The organism is Bacteroides sp. AM44-19 (assembly GCF_003603395.1).
Classification (GTDB): domain Bacteria; phylum Bacteroidota; class Bacteroidia; order Bacteroidales; family Bacteroidaceae; genus Bacteroides; species Bacteroides uniformis.
In genome coordinates, this window is the sequence record NZ_QTNB01000010.1 from 43766 (window position 1) to 62763 (window position 18998).

13 protein-coding genes are annotated in these 18998 nt (G+C 47.2%); 1 reads left to right on the forward strand and 12 read right to left on the reverse strand.

What is annotated here, in order from left to right; all coding sequences use genetic code 11:
- Nucleotides 1-16: 16 nt before the first annotated feature.
- From DW947_RS14560 to DW947_RS14595, 8 genes are all read right to left on the reverse strand, one after another.
- Nucleotides 17-1132, reverse strand: coding sequence for a glycoside hydrolase family 26 protein (locus DW947_RS14560; RefSeq protein ID WP_005834842.1), 1116 nt, complete (start codon nt 1130-1132; stop codon nt 17-19).
- Between the two features lie 131 nt (nt 1133-1263).
- On the reverse strand, nt 1264-2724 hold the full coding sequence (locus DW947_RS14565) for a TolB family protein (protein WP_005834841.1): 1461 nt from the start codon (nt 2722-2724) through the stop codon (nt 1264-1266).
- Nucleotides 2725-2734: 10 nt separating this feature from the next.
- The gene (locus DW947_RS14570) at nt 2735-4501 is read right to left on the reverse strand and encodes a DUF6057 family protein (protein WP_005824995.1); all 1767 of its coding nucleotides are present in this window, start codon (nt 4499-4501) and stop codon (nt 2735-2737) included.
- A 50-nt stretch (nt 4502-4551) separates the two neighbouring features.
- A complete protein-coding gene (locus DW947_RS14575; protein WP_057254008.1) occupies nt 4552-6027 on the reverse strand; it encodes a TolB family protein in 1476 nt (491 codons plus the stop codon).
- A gap of 3 nt (nt 6028-6030) precedes the next feature.
- Nucleotides 6031-7482 carry a DUF6057 family protein gene (locus DW947_RS14580; RefSeq protein ID WP_117963093.1) on the reverse strand — a complete coding sequence of 484 codons (1452 nt, stop codon included), beginning with the start codon at nt 7480-7482 and terminating at the stop codon, nt 6031-6033.
- Nucleotides 7454-8068 (reverse strand): DUF4369 domain-containing protein, encoded by a 615-nt coding sequence (locus DW947_RS14585; RefSeq protein ID WP_117963091.1) that lies wholly within the window; start codon nt 8066-8068, stop codon nt 7454-7456. The genes DW947_RS14580 and DW947_RS14585 overlap by 29 nt, the downstream gene beginning before the upstream one ends.
- Before the next feature lie 79 nt (nt 8069-8147).
- Entirely contained in the window at nt 8148-9275 is a 1128-nt protein-coding gene (locus tag DW947_RS14590; protein ID WP_057281329.1) for a Rid family hydrolase, read from the reverse strand.
- A gap of 260 nt (nt 9276-9535) precedes the next feature.
- On the reverse strand, nt 9536-10864 hold the full coding sequence (locus tag DW947_RS14595) for a VapE domain-containing protein (protein WP_117963089.1): 1329 nt from the start codon (nt 10862-10864) through the stop codon (nt 9536-9538).
- Nucleotides 10865-11223: 359 nt separating this feature from the next.
- On the opposite strand from DW947_RS14595, the gene DW947_RS14600 reads away from it, so the two are divergent.
- Entirely contained in the window at nt 11224-11865 is a 642-nt protein-coding gene (locus tag DW947_RS14600; protein ID WP_005834825.1) for an HU family DNA-binding protein, read from the forward strand.
- Between the two features lie 321 nt (nt 11866-12186).
- On the opposite strand, the gene DW947_RS14605 is transcribed toward DW947_RS14600, so the two are convergent.
- The 4 genes from DW947_RS14605 to DW947_RS14620 all read right to left on the reverse strand — a co-directional run bounded on the left by DW947_RS14605 (nt 12187) and on the right by DW947_RS14620 (nt 18894).
- Entirely contained in the window at nt 12187-12909 is a 723-nt protein-coding gene (locus DW947_RS14605; protein ID WP_005825006.1) for a hypothetical protein, read from the reverse strand.
- Nucleotides 12910-12979: 70 nt separating this feature from the next.
- Nucleotides 12980-13837, reverse strand: coding sequence for a hypothetical protein (locus DW947_RS14610; protein ID WP_005834823.1), 858 nt, complete (start codon nt 13835-13837; stop codon nt 12980-12982).
- A 26-nt stretch (nt 13838-13863) separates the two neighbouring features.
- A complete protein-coding gene (locus tag DW947_RS14615) occupies nt 13864-15633 on the reverse strand; it encodes a RagB/SusD family nutrient uptake outer membrane protein (RefSeq protein WP_005825008.1) in 1770 nt (589 codons plus the stop codon).
- 12 nt (nt 15634-15645) lie between these two features.
- Nucleotides 15646-18894, reverse strand: a complete 3249-nt coding sequence (locus DW947_RS14620; RefSeq protein ID WP_005825009.1) for a SusC/RagA family TonB-linked outer membrane protein — start codon at nt 18892-18894, stop codon at nt 15646-15648.
- Nucleotides 18895-18998 lie beyond the last annotated feature (104 nt).

The following is an 18998-nucleotide window of genomic DNA, read 5'->3' on the forward strand; positions in this document are numbered from 1 at the left end:
TATATTGATTGTTTGTTTATTGATACAGATTTACATCAGCTGCAAACAGCGTCTTGGGATTGTTATAGAACTCCACAAAATCCTCCGCAGATGTCTGTCCCGGATAGGGGGCATAGTAATGGGTCACCTTTTCACGGGCATTGCGCCACACCAGCACATAGGCAAGCGGATATTTCTCCAACGCAGGCAGCAGAGTACCAGTCCACCATTTGGCATCGGGAATTCCTTCGTAACCGGTTTCGGTCACAGCAATCACCTTATTGTGTGCTTTCCCTACACTGTCGATAATGGAAAGTGCCCTATCCATTCCGGCAAGATAGGCATCCCGATCGAACTGATAGGTATCGAAACCGATAACGTCTATCAACTCATCGCCCGGATACTTCTTCAAATATTCCGTCGTGTCCTTGGGTTCCGTGCCCGGAGAGTAAGCATAAAGTGCATTGTCCACTCCTTTGGCCTGCAGAGTATCCACTGTCATGTGCCACAATGCCTTATACTCTTCAGGGGTACACAGTTTTTCGCCCCACCAGAACCAGCTGCCGCTGTGTTCGTGCCAGGGACGGAAAAGTACGGGTATCTTCACGCCGTCCGCCGTCTTCAACGAATGAAGGAAATCGGCCACTCCTCCCAACCAGCCGGCAAATTTCTGGTGATTCTCGCCACCAGGCAAGATGGACTTCACCACCGTCGTATCCGATACATCCCAGGCATCACCGCCCGTCTTGGGATTGCGCGCATGCCAACTGAGCGAAACCATGCCGCCCCGCTGATACTGATTGATTATCTCTTTCCTGATTTTATCGAAGGGAACCTTATCCAGATTGGCGGCATTCCCAAGTTCCAGCTCTCCCAAATCAAAGCTGATAACAGCCGGATAGTCGCCACACACGCTTTTCACATCCGAACGGCCTTCCTCACCTTCCCAGCCGATACCATATACCGTATCGTCATGATGGCCGAGCATGATACCTTTGGAAGGGATTTTTTTCAAGTTAGCCAGTAAGTTCTCCGTTTCCTGCGTACGCGCAGCAGCCGTCTCTTCATTCACACTCTGTTCTTTCTTGGAAGAACCGCAGGCGGTCAACAGACTTGCCGCCAGAATCATCATAGCAAATTTTACTTTTCTCATATCCATGTTTTTCAATCTGGTATTGTTATTGGTAACACTAATTCCTGGCACAAAGATAGCGGATTGCACCAAGAGAAAATGATACAATTTTATCCCTTTACTGTATTAAAAAGCAGAATATAAAAAACGTATCATCTAACTTTCACCGGAACGCGCTTCCGCGAGACAATTCCCCGTTCCACTTTCCGGCGTTCCAGCTTCACCGGTTCGCTTGTAAAATCGGGAACATTGTACGAGTAGACCAGACGGTCGTAATACTCCCAAGGATTTTCCTGAGGAAGCAGGAAAGGCTTGCCCACCACCCCATTCTCATCCATACTTGCCAGATACAGACGGGTATAAAGCCCATCTCCCCTGCGGCTACTGAACACAAACCATCGGGAGTTGCTGCTCCAGTTATGGAAACTTTCCGTATCATCGCTGTTCACCTCCTTTATGGGACGCATACCGCCATCCTTCAAATCCAACAGCCATAAATCGGCTTCTTTATGCCAAATTGAGAAATTCCCGTAATCCGACAAAGTAAACATGATATACTCGCCATCGTACGAGGGCCTCGGGAAGGAGATGCTTTTCTTCATAGCTGCCGCATTGACCAGCGTATCTATCTTTTCGCCAAATGTCCCGTCTTCCGGATTGAAATCTATACTACACAAGCTATAACGTATTTCCTTATATTCCGCCGGTATCGGCTTGGCCTCCGCAGTACAGAAATACAGTTTGCGTCCGTCCGGTGAAAATACTGGAAAGGTTTCGAAGACTTCCTTCTTCTGAAGCAAGGGAGAGAGCAGTAATTCATGTGTCTCGGGATGATAGACCAGTACATCCGATTCCAAGTCGAGCACTTCCACACGCTCATCCTTCACCGCATGGAAAGACTGGCGCGTATTGTTGACAGAATAGGCAATATATTTGCCGTTTGGATGCCAATAAGGGTACACCCCCGCAGAGAGAGTGGAATCCGTTTTCGTATCCAGCATTTCGCGCTTCCCGTCTATCTGCATCAAGGTCCCTCCGTTCTTTCCACGGATATGCAGGCTCAGATGGTCCGGATTTGTTTTGTTGAAAGCATGACAATTCAGGCACATGCCCGGCACCATGGTATTCTCCAGCAAGGGACGCTCCTCGAACGAAGCAAGGTCACGCTCATAAATGCCCATCTTGCTATAAACTTCATATCCGGGAGCCAGCTTGCGGTATACCACCCCATAATCTATAGGATACGGACTGACATACATGGGAAAAGAGCGGTACTGTTTCCACTCGCCGTCTTTCCGGATACATACCGTAAACAGAAGGCTATCACCCTTGTTCTCCTCCAAAAGCTCTTGCCATGCATCTTGCGGAAATGATACTATTTTATCATTTACGTGCATCTCTCCGGACTTTCCTCCGGTCACGGTCACATCCACACGTTCGTACGCTCCACCAATACAATTGAAATTCATAGGAGCAATGGTTGCAGGAATAGTCACACCGATATAGTCGGGATAGATATCCGGCCATTCATCCACCCTTTCCGGGGAAGTCACCGGATTGCCGCAAGCGGCAAACCACCATGCAGCCATTATGCAAACAGCTATATTCTTCATCTTTTTCATTTTACTTTCTTAGTAGCAAATAATTCCAGTATGTACTGCCGAAACGCGCCTCCAACATCTGCCGGGCATTCTGCTGCGAGGTATATATCCGCGCAAATTCCGTTACATCCCGCACCACTTGGGGCGAAATGCTCCACGGCATACCCTGGAAGTTCTTGTGCGTCTGTGTCCATACATATATCAACGCCTCTTGATAGCTGCGGGGAATATGGTCGTAGCCGGCATGCTTACCCAGCGGATAGTACTTCATGAAACGTTCCAAATCACGTTGCTGCAGGACATAGGCCAGCATATACTCAAATGCCATCCGGTTCCGGTGGTTGTGCTGGTAAAGCAGCCCCAGCATGATGTCCGTTTCCTGGCTGCTGAACAAGAAGTCTTCCGTATAGCGTATCTGCCTTAACCAACCCCACTCCTTGTGGGCATTGATTTTTTCCTCATTATACAGATAGGTCATGGCATCCTCTGCCCAATCCCTGTAGAAGATTGTCTTCCTCAACAAACGCAGGTACTTGGCTGCCACTTCGTATTGCCCGTTTATCAGGTTCGTCTCTGCCAGACGCTTGAAGCAACGGCCACTCTTGTTGAAGTTAGGTATGGCCTCCATCGCCTCAAAAGTGAAACGCTGTGCCGTATTGACCATACCCAAATGATAGTATGCCTCACTGGTGGGCAACGGAGAAGTAAAATCACGCTGAAACTCCGGCAGCAGCCCTTCCGTCCCGTTCTGGTAAAACTCGAACATACGGTCGCCCATCTGTCCCGTCTTTCCCAAAGCAAGATTCAGGCAGGTCACGCCGAAAGGTGAAACCGGTGACTTCTCTTCTGCCTTTTCTATAATCTCCTGCCATTGTTTATTACGTACCAGCTGGTCATACTCCATCGCTTCCTCTTTATCCATATCGCAACCGGCCGCCACGTAGTAATAGCCGAACAATGTTACCGCCACCACTTGCAGAACTCCATAAAATACCGGCTTCTTCTTCAAAGCGGGCAAAGCGGACAGCAGGAAGGGGAGAACAACCAGTAATACGGCAAGCCCTATCTCTATCCAGGGAATCACTGCCGGGAAACGGTAATATCCTATACCACCCATCAGACGGTAAATGGGGAATTGTACCCACATGCTTGCCAATAGCGGACAACCGATACCCCACAATCCTACACCCCAGAACACTCCGACACCACCCCAGAAATTCTTACCTTTAAGATTCAACCGGAACTCGCGTACAATCACCCAGCCCATAAAGATGAAGTGTGCCGCACCCGCTGTCCAGTAAAGCAGCGGAAGGACTATCAGAATGTATGCCACACGCTGCCACTTCCCTTTCAAATCCGCATACCAGCAGGATGCAGACAATGCTAACAGCAGAGCCACCACCAATGACAGCATCGCATTTTCATCACCCATGAAATGCCACAAGACAATGATGGGCAGAAAACTCAGCGGATAATACACATCAGCCGCACCCTGCTCCTTCGCCAGTTTCCAAACCAACCGTTGCAACAACACGTACAAAAAAGCCAGAATACAAGCTCCCGCCCACACGTGATAATAGAACTGCGTCAGATACTCAGCGATATAATCGGCCAACCCACCGGGAACCACTATCCGTTCCCACCAGTAGTCGGCATCGAACAAGAAAAGCTGGAACTGCTCCTGATAGGAAATATGGGCCGGATATACGCTTCCCCAAAAGAGAAGCACCGCTACGCCAAAAAGTATCGACAACCCTATCTTCCAAGTCTTTTTCAGAAATAAGAACATTTACTATTTACAATTTATTATTTACAATTTGGTACTCTCTGTATGTCTTGTCATTTGAATTCCTCAGCCTTCAGTTGCCGGTTTATCCGCTTGATGGAAGAAGCATCAAAAGGAACGGGAGTAGCCGACAAATCGGGAATATTGTAGGATTTCAATGTCAAATCGTCTTTTTCAGGGTCCGACTGGGGTAGCACAAAAGGCTTATGCGCCTTCCCTTCAGCATCCAGATAGGCAAAATAAACCCGCCCGTACTGCCCGTCACCCCGCTTGCTGGCAAAGGCAAACCAACGGCTGCCTGACGACCAACTGTGATAAGTGTCCGAACGGCTGGAGTTGACCATTGGCAGGGAGTCGATGGCGCCCGTCTGCAAATCCATCAGCTGCAATTCCGTCTCCCGGTGCCAAATGGGGAATGTTCCATAATCAGCAACGGTATAAAGCAGGTAGCGTCCGTCCGGTGAGGCTTTCGGATGACACACGGAGCCTTTCTCCAGCCGGGCATTCCAAAGGGTATCCACGCGGTCACCCCATGCGCCGTGATTGGCATCGAACGCAATGCGGCAAAGCGAATAGCGTAATTGCTGTACGCTGTCCGGCAATGGCACAGTCGGAGCTGAGCAGTAATATATCCATTTCCCATCGGCAGAGAATGTGGGAAAAGTTTCCAATACGGTGGAATCCGCCGTAAGCGGAGATAGAATCATCCGGTTTCCGTCAAAATCGGCGACAGCCAAATCGGAGACGGTATCGTAAACTTCCAGACGGCGGTTACTTTCCGTATGGAACATGGGAATAATCACATTAGACGAGAACACACCATACCGCCCGTCAGGATGGAAATCCCCGTAGACAGCCGCAGATATCATCTGTTCATTCTTCAAGGCAAGCTTACGGAGCTTGCCGTCACGGTTCAGGACAGTCCCCCCTCCCTCACCCCGAAGATGGAACATCGAAAGGTTGCCACTATTTCCTCCGTGCACATGACAGTTCATGCACTTGCCGTCTGTCTGACTGTTATCCGCCAAAATACGCTCTTCGAAATTCTCAATACAACGTTCACGTATCTGCAAGGTATTCCATACCTCATAACCGGGCTCTATCAGACGGTAACTGACATAGGCGTCAAGCTTGTCCGCCACTACCTGCCATGCAAAGGAAGGATAGCGCAGCCAGCGGCCGTCGGTACGGGCAGTAACAGTTACTTCCAAAGTATGTTCCTTCTCCGCTTCAAGCAATGCACGCCAAGCTTTCAAGGGGAATATCGCCTTGTTCCCGCGCGCATTTATCTCCAAGCTGTCCGATGCTCCCTTTACACTCACGCATACCGCATCCACCCCTTCATTCCGCACAAGGAAATTCAAAGGAGCCACATTGTAGGGAATGGTTACATCCTGATATTCCGGATAGAGCACCAATAACCGGTCTGCAGGCTGTACAGACTCCGGACGGGGACTGCAAGCATATAGGCAGTAGCACAGTAACAGCCCCACAACAACTTGTATATATTTCATATCTATGTTCATCATAAATCACTTCCCCTTTTTCATCGTAGCATAGTGGAAATAAAACCAATATGTTTTTCCGTATTTGGCTTGCAAAGGGGCACCATTACCACCATTCGCCTCGTACAGTCGGGTATAATCGCCAAATTCATCCAATACTTGAGGCGGTATATTCCATTTTTCCACTTCATCCAACGAAGCCTTTTTCCCGGCAAGATAGATAAGTAAACCTTCGGCATACAATCTGGAAGGAAACTTCTTTGCAGCAAACTCCCGATAATCTCCGGCGAAAGCCCCAATATCCTTATTCAGCAAATCAAAGCAGAGAAGGTAATCGCATGCCAACGTATTATCAGGATTATTACGTAACAGATGACGAAGTGAAAGCGGAATGTCGGCAGAAGAACGCAAAGTATCCGTTGCAGGCAACAACAACCGCTTCCGTTCCAGCCATTGGCAGACTTCGGCCGTCTGTTTTCCGGGAATACGTCGTTCTGCCCAATCACGGTAACACATTGTCTTTTGCAGGAGACGAAGATATTTCATAGCCGCCGCCTCATCACCGTTCACCAGGTTGATTTCCGCCAAACGCTTGACAGCTCTTGCCCCGGTGTGGTGCGGAGAAAAAATCATTCCCAGAATGGCGGCATGTTCAGCCATCGTCATATCTCCCAACGCAAACCAGACTTCATTGGCTGCATAAATAGTGAGGTAGGTAGAATGGGGAGCCACAGGCAGAAACAGCCCTTGCGAAGCCGGTTGATAACCATCCATCAGCCGGTCGGGAAGCCGGTTCTGCTGTGCATTCAGCAAATTATAATAATAGGCAGTGAACGGAGAGCGGTATTCACCCTCCACCAACAGTTTCCGTACTTTTTCCGAACGGCCGAAATACATTTCCGAATCCAACGCCAAAAGATATTCCCGCCCTAAATCGGGCATATTGTACCATCGTGACGACCAATCGCCACAGCCAAACAGCCAATAGCCGGACAATACCGCCAATATGCTTACCGGTAAGCCCGACTTCCACGAACGTCGCATGCAGCTACGGCACAACAACAAAACACCTCCGATACCGGTTAAAGCGATTGTGCCGGAAAGCGGATAACTCAATCCGCATTGCCTTCCTGCCTCCCAAGCCACCGCCAACACCGTAGGAACCCACGCCCAACGTCCCATGTACGGAGCCAACAAACGAAACACCACCACTCCCCAAAGCAACAGCACGACAGCCATTATGGTCGGGCCACCCCCTTCGTAATAAAAGAATTGAGTGAGGAAATCTCCTGACAGACGTGCCAGAGCCGCCGGATGCCGCAGATACCCGGCCAATGGTTCGGTGGCAAGCAAAAAGAGCTGTGTCTGCTCCCGATGGAACAGATGATAGGGCAATATCCGGAAGAAAAAAAGGAACAACGCCAAAGCGCTGATTCCTGCCGCTCCCCATTCAATGTATTTCCTTCTGCAAGCTTTCATCCAACAGTTTTTGTTGTTCTTCCGTCAAGGAGCCACGCACCATCTTCCGCATGAATGTTCCCAACGTATTGTTTCCCTGCTCTTTCAGGAAAAGAAAGTTCGTTTCCTGCTCCTGCATCCTCAGACTGTCACGTATCTGTGTCAGATGCAGTGAATCTTTTCCGGTGGCATTCCGTAGTCCCGTCCGGATGAAATGGTAAGCCTCTTGCATCTTTTCCCTCCCCTCTTTCCATTTTTGAAGGGCATCATTTTGTGGAGTGCCCGTTACCGAGCCGACAGAGTCGGCCTTCACATGTATGGTTCCCGGCTCCGTCACCACCAGCAGTTCCTGGATGTAGATACGCAGCAGATGGCGCAGACGCAACACCCTCATCTCCTCCCCTTGTCCGGAAAAAGAAAAAGAGGCATTGGTTATCTTTACAGAATCCACCCGCCCCGGCGCATTCTCCATCGGCACGAGGTATATCCATTCCCCGTCGTATTTCACCGACGGCAACGTTCCTTCAATCACATAATTCTGTCTGGAATTTTCACAACTTGCCCAAAGAAGGCAACTGATACAGAAAAGCAAGATACGTGTTTTCATCCTTATACATTAGAATTTCAACAAAGGTAGGCGTTTACCAACTGTCAGCCTAATATTCAATTAACCAAAGATAATATTTTTAATCAGAGATTTTCTTCACCGCCATACACTCCATTTCCACCAGCCACCCCGGGCGACAGACGGGAGCCAGCGTAATCACTCTCGGCGTATCGGGAAAACGCTTGTCAAACATCTCTTTCACTACAGCATAGTCCGCAATATCACGCAGATAGACAATGATATGCCCTACATCTCCAAAGCCGCAGTCAGCCTCCTTCAGCAGAGCTTCCACATTCTCCCACATCCGTTCTGTCTGACGACGTACATCTCCGGCATACAGCACTTCCCCCCGGTTGTTGATACTCGCCGTACCGGAAATGAGTACTTGCCGGCGGTCGTCGTAATCCACCGCCGTTCCCCGTTCGAAACTGACTCCATACTCATAAGTGGGATTCAAGTGTGTGCGGGCATAGAGATATTTGATTTGTCCGGGCTTTAATCCCGCTACGGCAAAAGCGTCAAGCATCACCAATGCCTTCGGGTCGGCATGACGCCCACCGATACCGGTACTGGCAATATAGTGCGTGTTCTCCGTCAGGTTCTGGGTGACGAACATCTCATTGCGTGCCTTGACTACACCGGCATAATTGCAATCCACATTCTGCACAAATATCCAGGTACGCAGGCAATTGTCGGCCAGAGTACACCCTTCCTCCATCAGTTGCATGGCATAGTCGTTGAGCAAAAGACGCATCTGGTATTCCGAATTGGCGGCACGATTGAAGCTGCCTCCCATCCAGAGCTGGCGGTAAGCACCGTGTTTCACTTCATACAGTCCGTTCGGCAGCACTCGTGTCTGCACATCGGTCTGCAGATAGGCCCACAAAGCAATCTTGGTACCATCCAGCGGAGGCTGTTCCACCACAGACAGCGCGCAATCGGAGCTTTCCGCCGTAGCGGCAAGCAACAGTTCCGCTTGGTTGGCGGCATCACTCAGGAAGTATCTTTTAAAAACCGCCACGGCTCCGGACAGTTCTTTTTTCAGTAAAGCGGCATACGCATCCAACACGACATTCATCTGTTCACGATAGGTCTGTTTCGGGTCAGTGGCATGTATCATCACATGGTATTCCGTCACTCCGCCGGTCACAACAAATGCAGCCACTTCCGCCCTGCCTGAAGGATAAGAATATGATGTGTATTTCATATCATTAACAAGAGATTGTTTCAATCGCAAAGATAAGTTTTTTATCTGACAAGGAGTAGTGAAAATCGCAACTTTCGCTTGTTTTGTTCTTATAAAAAAGTTACTTTTATAGAAATCTATAAAATATACAGTTATTATGAGCGAAAATATTTATCCCATCGGCATCTACAACCTGAATTAATAGGAATCTATGTCAATCCGTAATGAGACTATAAACCGGCTTTCTCTTCCTTCACCCCTTCACCTTTCGCATTATTTCCCTATCGTTCAACCCTTTCCGGTGAAACTTCTTTTTTCCTTCTCACCACCTCATATACATTGCCGTACTTCGTATGCCGGCGTTTCAGTCCCGCCCGCAACAGCACCGAGCCGAACTGCACGGGATTGCTGCCACGCATCAGGGCGGGATGCGTTTTTTGCAACTCGTCAAAGATGTCGGCGGCAGTCAGGTCGATGCTCTTCTCCGCCGGAAGCGGGGCACGGAACAAGCTGCGAACCGCCTCCTCGGCAAGGCTGACACGATAGAAAGCCTCGTTGTGCCGTTGCAGTTCCTCCTCCTCCGACTTGGTGAACCAGCTGCGCCGCCCGGCAATGAGTTCCGCTTTCAGTTGGGCAAAAATCTGGTCGTGCTCTATGCCTATGCAGTCGATGTTGTGCTTCACCTCGATGCAGAGGAAGCGCCGGCTCCCGGTGGGGTCGGTCAGCAGGTCGAACCGGTTGCTGGTGCCGATGAACGAAGCGATACGGGGCAGTTGCCTGAAGTTCTGCTGATAGGCCTTGCGGATGTTAAGTACCGACATCTGCATCAGATTTTTCAGTAAGGGCATTTTGTTGTCAGCATACTTGTCGAACTCGTCCATATTGAGCAGCCCCATTTCCGCCAGCATCCTCTCGGCTTGTCCCTGCGAGGTCAGTTTCAGGTTGTCGGTGTAGTAGCGTGCCAGCACGTCGGGCATCAAGGCACGACAAAAGCTGGATTTCCGTCGTCCCTGCTCGCGGCTGACGAGAACGGGAGCCACGCTGTTGGCATGCAGTCCGGACACGCCCATCCATTGCGAGGCAAGTCCCAGCATCCAGGTATGGAATCCCCGCACCCAGTGGGGCCGAGAAGAGACGCGGCAGGCAAGCGCAGTCAGCCGGTCCTTGCCGTCCCAATCGGGCAGTTCGTCCATGTAGAGCAGGAAGGGATGGTAGGCAGGGATGTAAGTGGAATAGACGTATCGGTTCAAGTCCTTGTCCCAGCAAGGAATACCTTCGGCATGGGCTTCGATGCAGAAAGTGTTCAACTCGCGCTTGCCCACGGGGGTGAAGGTTGCGGTGCGTTGCCCGGCGGGGCGGAACTCGGTTTCATCCGTCAGCAGATTATAGCGAAAGTCGTAGCGCGAAGTGAGGAACTCCTCGATGTCGCCGCTCAGTGCAGTCACGGTGCTTGCGGCTTTCGCGCTCCGGCGGCGCTGCTCTTCCCGCTCCTTCCAGTTTCGGTCGGTCGTTTCTTTTTGTGCGTGTTTCAGCCTTTCGGAAAAGGCTATCAGTTGTCCCGCTTCCTTCAAGAGCCGGTGTTGCTGCAAAGTCATCAGTTTTTTCTTCATAAATATTTTTTATTAAAATGATTATTGGGAGGTTTCGAGGAAGGGAATCATCCTTTCTTTCCTCTCGCCTCTTCGCCAAAGTTACTGCCTGCCGAGGGCGTTTTGCAAACCATTCTCCGCTTATTCTTCAAAAATCATTCCTGCCGACAAACATACTTATTTATGCTTCGGAACCCTTTATTTTCAGTACCTTTGCACGGTTCTTTATAAGTGAACGCCCCGGGTCGTCCAATCGACTGACTTAGGTCGTTCAATCGAACGACCCGGGTTATTCGTTCGGCCGACCGGAGTCGTTCACTTACAGGAAGACACTTCCGAGGGAAGAAACAAGTATGTTGAACGCACTAAAACCTATTGATATGGCAATACTATATGACTGGTACGAGAATCCGGGCACTAATGAGGAAGCCCCTGAAGAGAGAGGCCTCCATCCCCGCCCGTTGCTCAACGGGAAAGTAACCATGCGGCAGCTCTACAACCGCGTGCATGCCCGCAGCTCGCTCACGGTGGGCGACGTGATGAACGCGATAGACTGCCTGGCGCAAATTTGCGGCGAAGAACTGCGCGACGGCCACGAGGTGCACATCGAAGGGCTGGGCTACTTCGCCCCCACCCTGGAAGCCACACAGAAAGTGACCCGCAGCACCCCGAACAAGCACCTGAAACTCCGGCTGAAAAGCATCAGCTTCCGTCCCGACGTCAGGCTGAAACAAGCGATGACGGGAGTCAATGCCATCCGCAGTAAATACACCCGCCACTCCCTGAAGCTTTCGGAAGTGGAGATAGACATGAAGCTGAAAGAATACTTTGCCGACCACGACGTGCTGATTCGCAGTGACTTCCAAGCGCTCTGCGGCATGGCGCGCACCACCGCGAACGTCCACCTGAAACGGTTGCAGCAAGAGGGCAAGCTGAAGAATGTGGGGAAGCCCACGCAACCCATCTACCGGGCCATGCCGGGATACTACGGCGTGTCGCGCGATGCAAAGGCGGGGCGATGAGGGTGGAAAGCGGTTTCACCGGGAAAGCCAATGAACAGGAGGATGGGAGAAGGAGGTGAAGGAGATGCAGGGATAAAAAGAAACATTCTGCGCCCTGAAATCAGGGGTAATACAAAAAGGAATGTGAATTGCATCCGGAAAGGCAATAGAGAATGAATGCGAAAAGGCGAATCTCACGACTCGCCTTTTCCTGATTTAACCATTAAACAATTGTACTATTCGGTTAATGCATTTACAATTATCCGATGTTACGGGCGACTAATAAAGTCGGGGGGGTAACGACAACTGCTTTGAGTTGAATAATTCATTTATAGATTATTCTTAAAGTGCCTTTTTAGAAAACACAATGGAGAAGAATGACGCAGGAACTGTGAAAGTCCTACCAGCAGAAAGCGGTTGTCTAACATTTCCATACTCCAAATAAATATAATTTCCATTGGTAGCACTCAAAGATTTTATAGTGTATGTGCCTGGCTTAATGTAAAAGTAATGAGCACCGCCTATATGTCCGGTATAATTAAAGATACCATATTCTTTTTTGTCAGAATCAACCAACACCCCACCGCCGTTTGTCTCTATTCCATACACTTTCATTATATTGTAACCTACTTTGGAAGGAGGAACATTATCATCAGTACCCGATGCTTGAACAATACTTGGAGTAGAGATTGTTCCTATATAATTTAAAGAAATATAGCCACCTCCTGTCACTTCGAAAATTGTACCAACCGTAAGTGCGCCCCAATTAGATTGTGCTGTACAATCCTCTAAAGCGACCACGCGGTAAACGCCATAAGCCAAGAAATAACAATATGGAGCAGCATTTGGGGTAGTAGTTCTCAAAACATACTGTTGACCACTTTCGTCACAAACAGTTATGCTTACGGCTACCGAAGCGTCAGCACCTCCTATCGGAAGTACAACCCGAGCATATCCGGTTGGTGTGGGAGGTACATTACTATCCATTGTATACGGTCCCAAAACATCCGCTTTAACAAAAAGAGCACAGAAGAACAGTAATATCAAAAAGAAAGTTCGTTTCATTGTTGCATTTTTTTAATTAGTAATAAAAGTATACGAGTGGTCGTTACCCACCCGTACCTTTCAATATTAACTATTTTTTCTTGAAGTTCCAGAACCATGCCGTACCCCAAGCGCCAGCACCGGGTTCAGGAGCACAAAGACGAAGTTCATCTTCTGTAATCTTCAAAATATGATACTCATACTGACGTGCATTTCCTTGATTCGGCTGTATACCTAACAATGGAATAGTACCAGAGAACTCCATAGTACCTACATCCCAACCGGATTGCACCACATCTTCTGACACCTTGACAGAACCACTTTCACCACGACTTGTCTGAACACCAGTCAAACTAAGTGAGAACCAACCATTTAATCCATCATCAGGCAATCCTTTTCCTACAGCTTGTTCATCAATTTGCCCTCTACCGTTTCCGACATCTCCCACAGCATCACAAATCCACCAACCGGGGCCGGTATTGCCGAGATAACCTCCATTACCCCAACAACCGTCTGCAGCTTCTGTATTCCAGACCCAAGTGGTTGTTCCATAACCACCGTCCGGAGTTGTGCCGAATACATCAGCATAAATAGCGGGAAGATCTGTATACTCCGTTACTGCTATTGATTTGGAAGCCGATTTTGTTATGGAGCCGTCCGAATTAATGGTTGTTACATATACTTGCAATTCTTTATTAGGAGGAGCTACTTGAACCGACGGAGCCGTACCTTCTGCCAACTTGATATCAGACGTAGCATCATAAACCTTCACATAACGTGACGGAGTAGGAACAATCTGAATGTTGTTGTTTCCCTGGTTCTTGGCCACAAGTTCAAAAGTAAGATTTTCCGGTGTGACATTGGGATCCGGACTGATTTCATCCACTATCGGATCGCAAGCCACCAGCAGCATTGCAAACAAAGGTATTGCGAATAATATCTTTTTCATATCTTTTTTCATTTTAAATTCATATTCTATTCTTGCCAACCATTATACTCAGCACTTGCATCCGTATAACCCTCATTTTGTTCTACCTTTCCTTCATTCAGGAGGACTTGGTTTTCGGGAATCTTCTGGAAACCTGCCGTAGCCTTATAACGTGCGGCATAACCACCGTTCTGCGCCACATTACGGCTTTCAGCCCCATTTGTATAAACCTTTGCTCCCGTCTGTCTTTCAAGGGCATCGGCAGCAATATGCCAACGGCGAATATCGTTCCAGCGAGTACCTTCAAAACATAATTCCCAACGGCGTTCATTCTGCAATGCAGCCAACGAATATGTACCAATAGGTTCAAGTCCGGCACGACTACGCACTCTGTTTATACCGGAAACATCTTCCTTCAATTCAGACTGCATCAACAATACATCCGCAAAACGAATCAAAACCAAATCATGAATAGAACCGGTTTGCATCAGATTATCATTAATCCAGCCGTCGGCACCATACATTATCTTCTCAAATACCGGCTCAATCGTTTTATTTCCAGCCGCATCCGTACTATAAGCCATGATAGAACCTATTTTCATCTGATAATAATCCGTTTCTTGGATAAAGCCGTCACCACCACCTTTATTATAACTCGGCATATCCTCCGTCTTGAATACGGAGGCCGGACGACGGGCATCATCTTGTTCTGCCACACTCCAATCATTATAAAAATTGGGAGCTACAGGACCGGCACCCCATCCTTGTCCGAAGGGGAAAGAATTGGCCTGATCATTGCCACGTACACCAAAATGCAGAGCATAACCGTTACCATAACCGATAGTAGTGCTCCAAGATGCAAGTTTATTATATTTAATGGCAAACATGGATTCGGGATTTACCGCTGCATCATCTTCTACCCACTTCAATCCCTGACCGGCAGTAAACGGAAAATCTTCTACCGTACATTTATTGGTATATGCCCACAAATTACGAAACTCAGGAACAAGACTATAACCAGAATTATTCACACAATCATCAATATACCCAACCACATCCTGCTTGGTCAAAGTTGTCCCATCAGGCAAATCAACTGAAGTCAACGGACTATAGTTCGTACTAACCAAATCGTTCAGAGTTTCACCATTGCCATACATACCAGTATAATACAACCAAGCACGTCCTAACATAGCTTCAGCCGTATATTTATCAACATGCCCATCCGACTTGCGAACAGCCGGCATATTTGCAGCCGCATCGCGAAGATCCTGCAGAATCTGCCCCCAGATAACAGCGGCAGTCGGAGGAGTAGTATCTTCGGGCAACAAAGCAGTAATCACCAAAGGTACGCGCCCATACATGGAAGCCAACTCGTAGTAATAAAAAGCACGAAGGAACTTGGCTTCGCCCTCAGCCTGCGCTCTTACTTCCGGATCCATTTCAATACCAGCAAGAGCCTCCAACAACGTATTGGCACGGTTGATTCCTTGATAGCGAGCCACCCAGTAGTCCTGCGTAGCATTTGTACCCGTATTACAAATAAGGTCCAAAGATTGCATCAACTTATCATTGGGACCACCACCACCCAACATATCATCGCAAGCCAGCAGAGAATTATACAAGAAAGACTGCTGTGGAAAAGCATTGACATTATTCAGGTTCTGATATATGGCAGCTAAAGCCTGATTGGCATCTTCAGCCGTTTTAGGAAAATTGGTCGTATCTTTTTCCGTCAGACTCATCGAGTCCAAGCTACAAGAAGCAAACATTCCTGCTATCATCAAAGCTGCACCTATTAAATATGCTATTTTTTTCATCGTGTATCAATTTTAGAATTTAACATTAACACCTACCATATAAGTACGAGGTTGAGGATAGTTACCTACATCAACACCGGTTACCCACGGTTCTTTGTCATTGAGGGCTCTACCATTCTCCGGATCCATCCCTTTATAACCGGTAAAAGTAAATAGATTCTGTGCAGCAGCATACACACGAAGTTGCTGGAACGGACAGTTCTTCCAAATTCTCTTGAAATCGTATCCTATAGTCAGATTTTGAATGCGAACATAGTCGGCATCATCAATATAAATATCTGAAATGGCCTGGAAATTCTGTCCACTATTTCCCGGCGCAAGCAGCGGATATCTGTTTGAGGTTCCTTCGCCATGCCAGTAATCGTAAACTTCTGTCGTATAGTTTTCATACTGTCCATCTGAGAACTTTCGCCAAGAGCGAGCTACCTGTGCACCAAAAGCGCCATAGGTTGTTACAGAGAAATCAAATCCTTTATATTCCGCACTTAACGTAAGACCCATTGTCACGTCAGGATGAGGATTACCCAAATCAGTCTTATCGTCATCATTAATCACCCCATTTCCATCAACATCCACAAACTTCAAATCACCCGGTTTAATACTTGCACCTTGCTTAGAGTTTGCCGCATTTCCTTTACAATTCTGGTCAAGATATGCCTGCAAGTCATTCTGGTTCTGAATGACACCATCCGTCTTATAACCATAAAAATAGCCAATAGGATGTCCTTCTTCCATACGGACAAACCGACCCGTACTTTGAGCCAACAAATCATTACCGCCTTCAATAAAATGATTGGCGTTATTAACCTCCGTTACTTCATTCTTATTATAGGCCATATTGACATTCACCCCATACTTGAACTCCTTACCAATCTGATCTCTCCAGCCCATTGAAAGTTCAAGGCCAGTATTCTTTACCGTACCAGCATTTTGATATTGAGTAGCGAAACCGGAAGCCGCATTGGTACCCACTTCCACTAACAAGTCTTTCGTCTGCTTGCTATACCAGTCCATGGTAAAACTCAGACGGTTATCCAAGAAACGGGCATCAATACCGATATTGGTCTGTTCTGAAGTTTCCCATGTCAAATCGGGGTTAGCCAAACGATTCGGGTAAGCTCCGGTTGTACCTCCATTCTTATCCGAGCCAAATGTATAAAGACCATAATCGCCAAACTCGTAACCGGCACGCCAATTTGAATTAGGGATATTGTCATTACCATTCTGTCCCCAACCAGCACGGACTTTCAAGAAACCAAGCCAAGAAGCAGTATTCTTCATAAAAGCCTCGTTTGAAATAACCCAACCAGCAGAGAATGATGGGAAATATCCCCATTGATTGCCTTTCGCAAACTTAGACGAGCCATCGGCACGAATGATAGCAGAAAACATATAAGTTTCCTTAAAGTCATAATTCAAACGTCCAAAATAAGACATCTTAGAACCATAATCCGAGGGATAACCATTTACTGTAGCAGTAGCTTTACGTTCTGTATTATGCAAATAAGCATGTGTAAAGTCACCAAAAGCACTATTATAACCGGTTGCCTCTACTGATTCGCCATAAGTTGGTCTTGATTTAGAATACTCTGTACCAGCCAAAACATCAAAATGATGTAAGTCTGTAATATCAAACCGATAACTCAACGTATTAGTCAAACTCCAGTTCCAACCCAAAGACACGTTATTTATCGTTTGGTCTTTATCACGGCTATCTCCCTGATTATTAATTTGGTAAACGGGAAGATATGAACGCCATGAACTTGACCATTGTTTGTAACTAACCTGACCTTTATAAATAAGATTCTTAAGTGGTTGTACTTCCAGATATGCCGCTGTGTTCAGATTAAAATTCTTATTCTTATTATTCCCAGCCTGATTATATACCATGTGAGCCATCGGATTAGAAGCATATGCAGTATAATCAAGTATACCATTAGCACTCGTTCCAAAATTCTTCAAATCATCATACATGAAGAAATCACCATTTTCATTATATACAGGAATCAGAGGAATAGCACGCAAAGCATTAGAAAGGTCATTCGAATATTGATTACCTAACTGCACACCTTGATTCTGTTTGTGCTGATAATATATATTCTCACCAAACTTTATCACATCCACATCTCCCTTACGATATATCACATGCTCAGAATTAATGCGGAAAGTAAAACGACGATAGTCAGTCTTCACCGGACCACCGAATGCACCATCCTGATACTGATAGCCTATACCTGTCGAAAATTTGGAGAATTCAGAACCACCTGTTACATTCAACGCATGATTAGTAACCACAGCATTTTTATTCCGGAATTCTTTTACCCAATCTGTACCAGGATTGGTACCATTCTGATAAGCAGTCAGCAAATCAGCATCTACGAATTTTGACCAATCATACGGTTGGCCTCCATTATTATAGGCCACTTGATCCATTACCGCCATATATTCTTTGGCATTCAACATATCAGGCATCTTATATATATTTGCCCAACCTATGTTTCCATCATAAGATACAGAAACCTTTCCTACCTTACCCTGCTTCGTAGTAATAAGGATAACACCGTTGGCACCGCTCGAACCGTAAATTGCACAAGATGCAGCATCTTTCAACACGTCAATACGTTCAATATCGGCAGGATTCAAGGCGTTAATATCGCCACCGGCTACACCATCAATAACGTAAACTGGAGCTGTATTTCCGTTAGTACCAGCACCACGAATATTAATTTTAAACCCATCACCCGGCTGACCGGAAACGGCCTGAATATTTACACCCGGAGACTGGCTTTGTAAAGCGCCCAATGCCTGCGTAGTATTTAATTTTGCGATGTCTTCGCCTTTTACCTCAACCGTAGCACCTGTCACCAGTTTCTTCTTCTGTACACCGTAACCCACTACGACTACTTCATCCAACAATTCCGTATCTTCCTTTAGCTGAATCTTGAAACTAGTCTGGTTACCTACCACTATTTCTTGCGGCTGATAACCGATAAAAGACACAACAATCGTTGCTCCCGGCTGAACATTCAATGTGAAATTACCGTCAATGTCGGTAATGACACCATTTGTGGTTCCTTTCTCCAATACATTGGCACCGATGACCGGTCCCATTGCATCTGTTACAGTACCTGTGATTTTTTTTGCTTGCTGCACAGCATCTATTGCATCGACCGATGCGGCGAAAAGTTGCGGAGTATAAGTCAGGCTGACAGCCGAACAGATACCCACGAGCAGCGCGGTTCTTCTGAAATTTAAATTCATACTTGTATTTTTCTTAGATTAATGAATTGGTATTGCCTGGCGGCATCTACCGTTTAATATAAGGTTAAACTTCTCTTTTTGAGGAAAAATTAAATATACCTTAT

Excerpts from the sequence above, each read along its gene's own strand:
- DW947_RS14590 (WP_057281329.1), bottom strand. The coding sequence starts at position 9,275 with ATGAAATACACATCATATTCTTATCCTTCAGGCAGGGCGGAAGTGGCT.
- DW947_RS14600 (WP_005834825.1), top strand. The coding sequence starts at position 11,224 with ATGGCAATACTATATGACTGGTACGAGAATCCGGGCACTAATGAGGAA.
- DW947_RS14610 (WP_005834823.1), bottom strand. The coding sequence starts at position 13,837 with ATGAAAAAGATATTATTCGCAATACCTTTGTTTGCAATGCTGCTGGTG.
- DW947_RS14595 (WP_117963089.1), bottom strand. The coding sequence starts at position 10,864 with ATGAAGAAAAAACTGATGACTTTGCAGCAACACCGGCTCTTGAAGGAA.
- DW947_RS14565 (WP_005834841.1), bottom strand. The coding sequence starts at position 2,724 with ATGAAGAATATAGCTGTTTGCATAATGGCTGCATGGTGGTTTGCCGCT.
- DW947_RS14575 (WP_057254008.1), bottom strand. The coding sequence starts at position 6,027 with ATGATGAACATAGATATGAAATATATACAAGTTGTTGTGGGGCTGTTA.
- DW947_RS14620 (WP_005825009.1), bottom strand. The coding sequence starts at position 18,894 with ATGAATTTAAATTTCAGAAGAACCGCGCTGCTCGTGGGTATCTGTTCG.
- DW947_RS14585 (WP_117963091.1), bottom strand. The coding sequence starts at position 8,068 with ATGAAAACACGTATCTTGCTTTTCTGTATCAGTTGCCTTCTTTGGGCA.
- DW947_RS14570 (WP_005824995.1), bottom strand. The coding sequence starts at position 4,501 with ATGTTCTTATTTCTGAAAAAGACTTGGAAGATAGGGTTGTCGATACTT.
- DW947_RS14560 (WP_005834842.1), bottom strand. The coding sequence starts at position 1,132 with ATGAGAAAAGTAAAATTTGCTATGATGATTCTGGCGGCAAGTCTGTTG.
- DW947_RS14605 (WP_005825006.1), bottom strand. The coding sequence starts at position 12,909 with ATGAAACGAACTTTCTTTTTGATATTACTGTTCTTCTGTGCTCTTTTT.
- DW947_RS14580 (WP_117963093.1), bottom strand. The coding sequence starts at position 7,482 with ATGAAAGCTTGCAGAAGGAAATACATTGAATGGGGAGCGGCAGGAATC.
- DW947_RS14615 (WP_005825008.1), bottom strand. The coding sequence starts at position 15,633 with ATGAAAAAAATAGCATATTTAATAGGTGCAGCTTTGATGATAGCAGGA.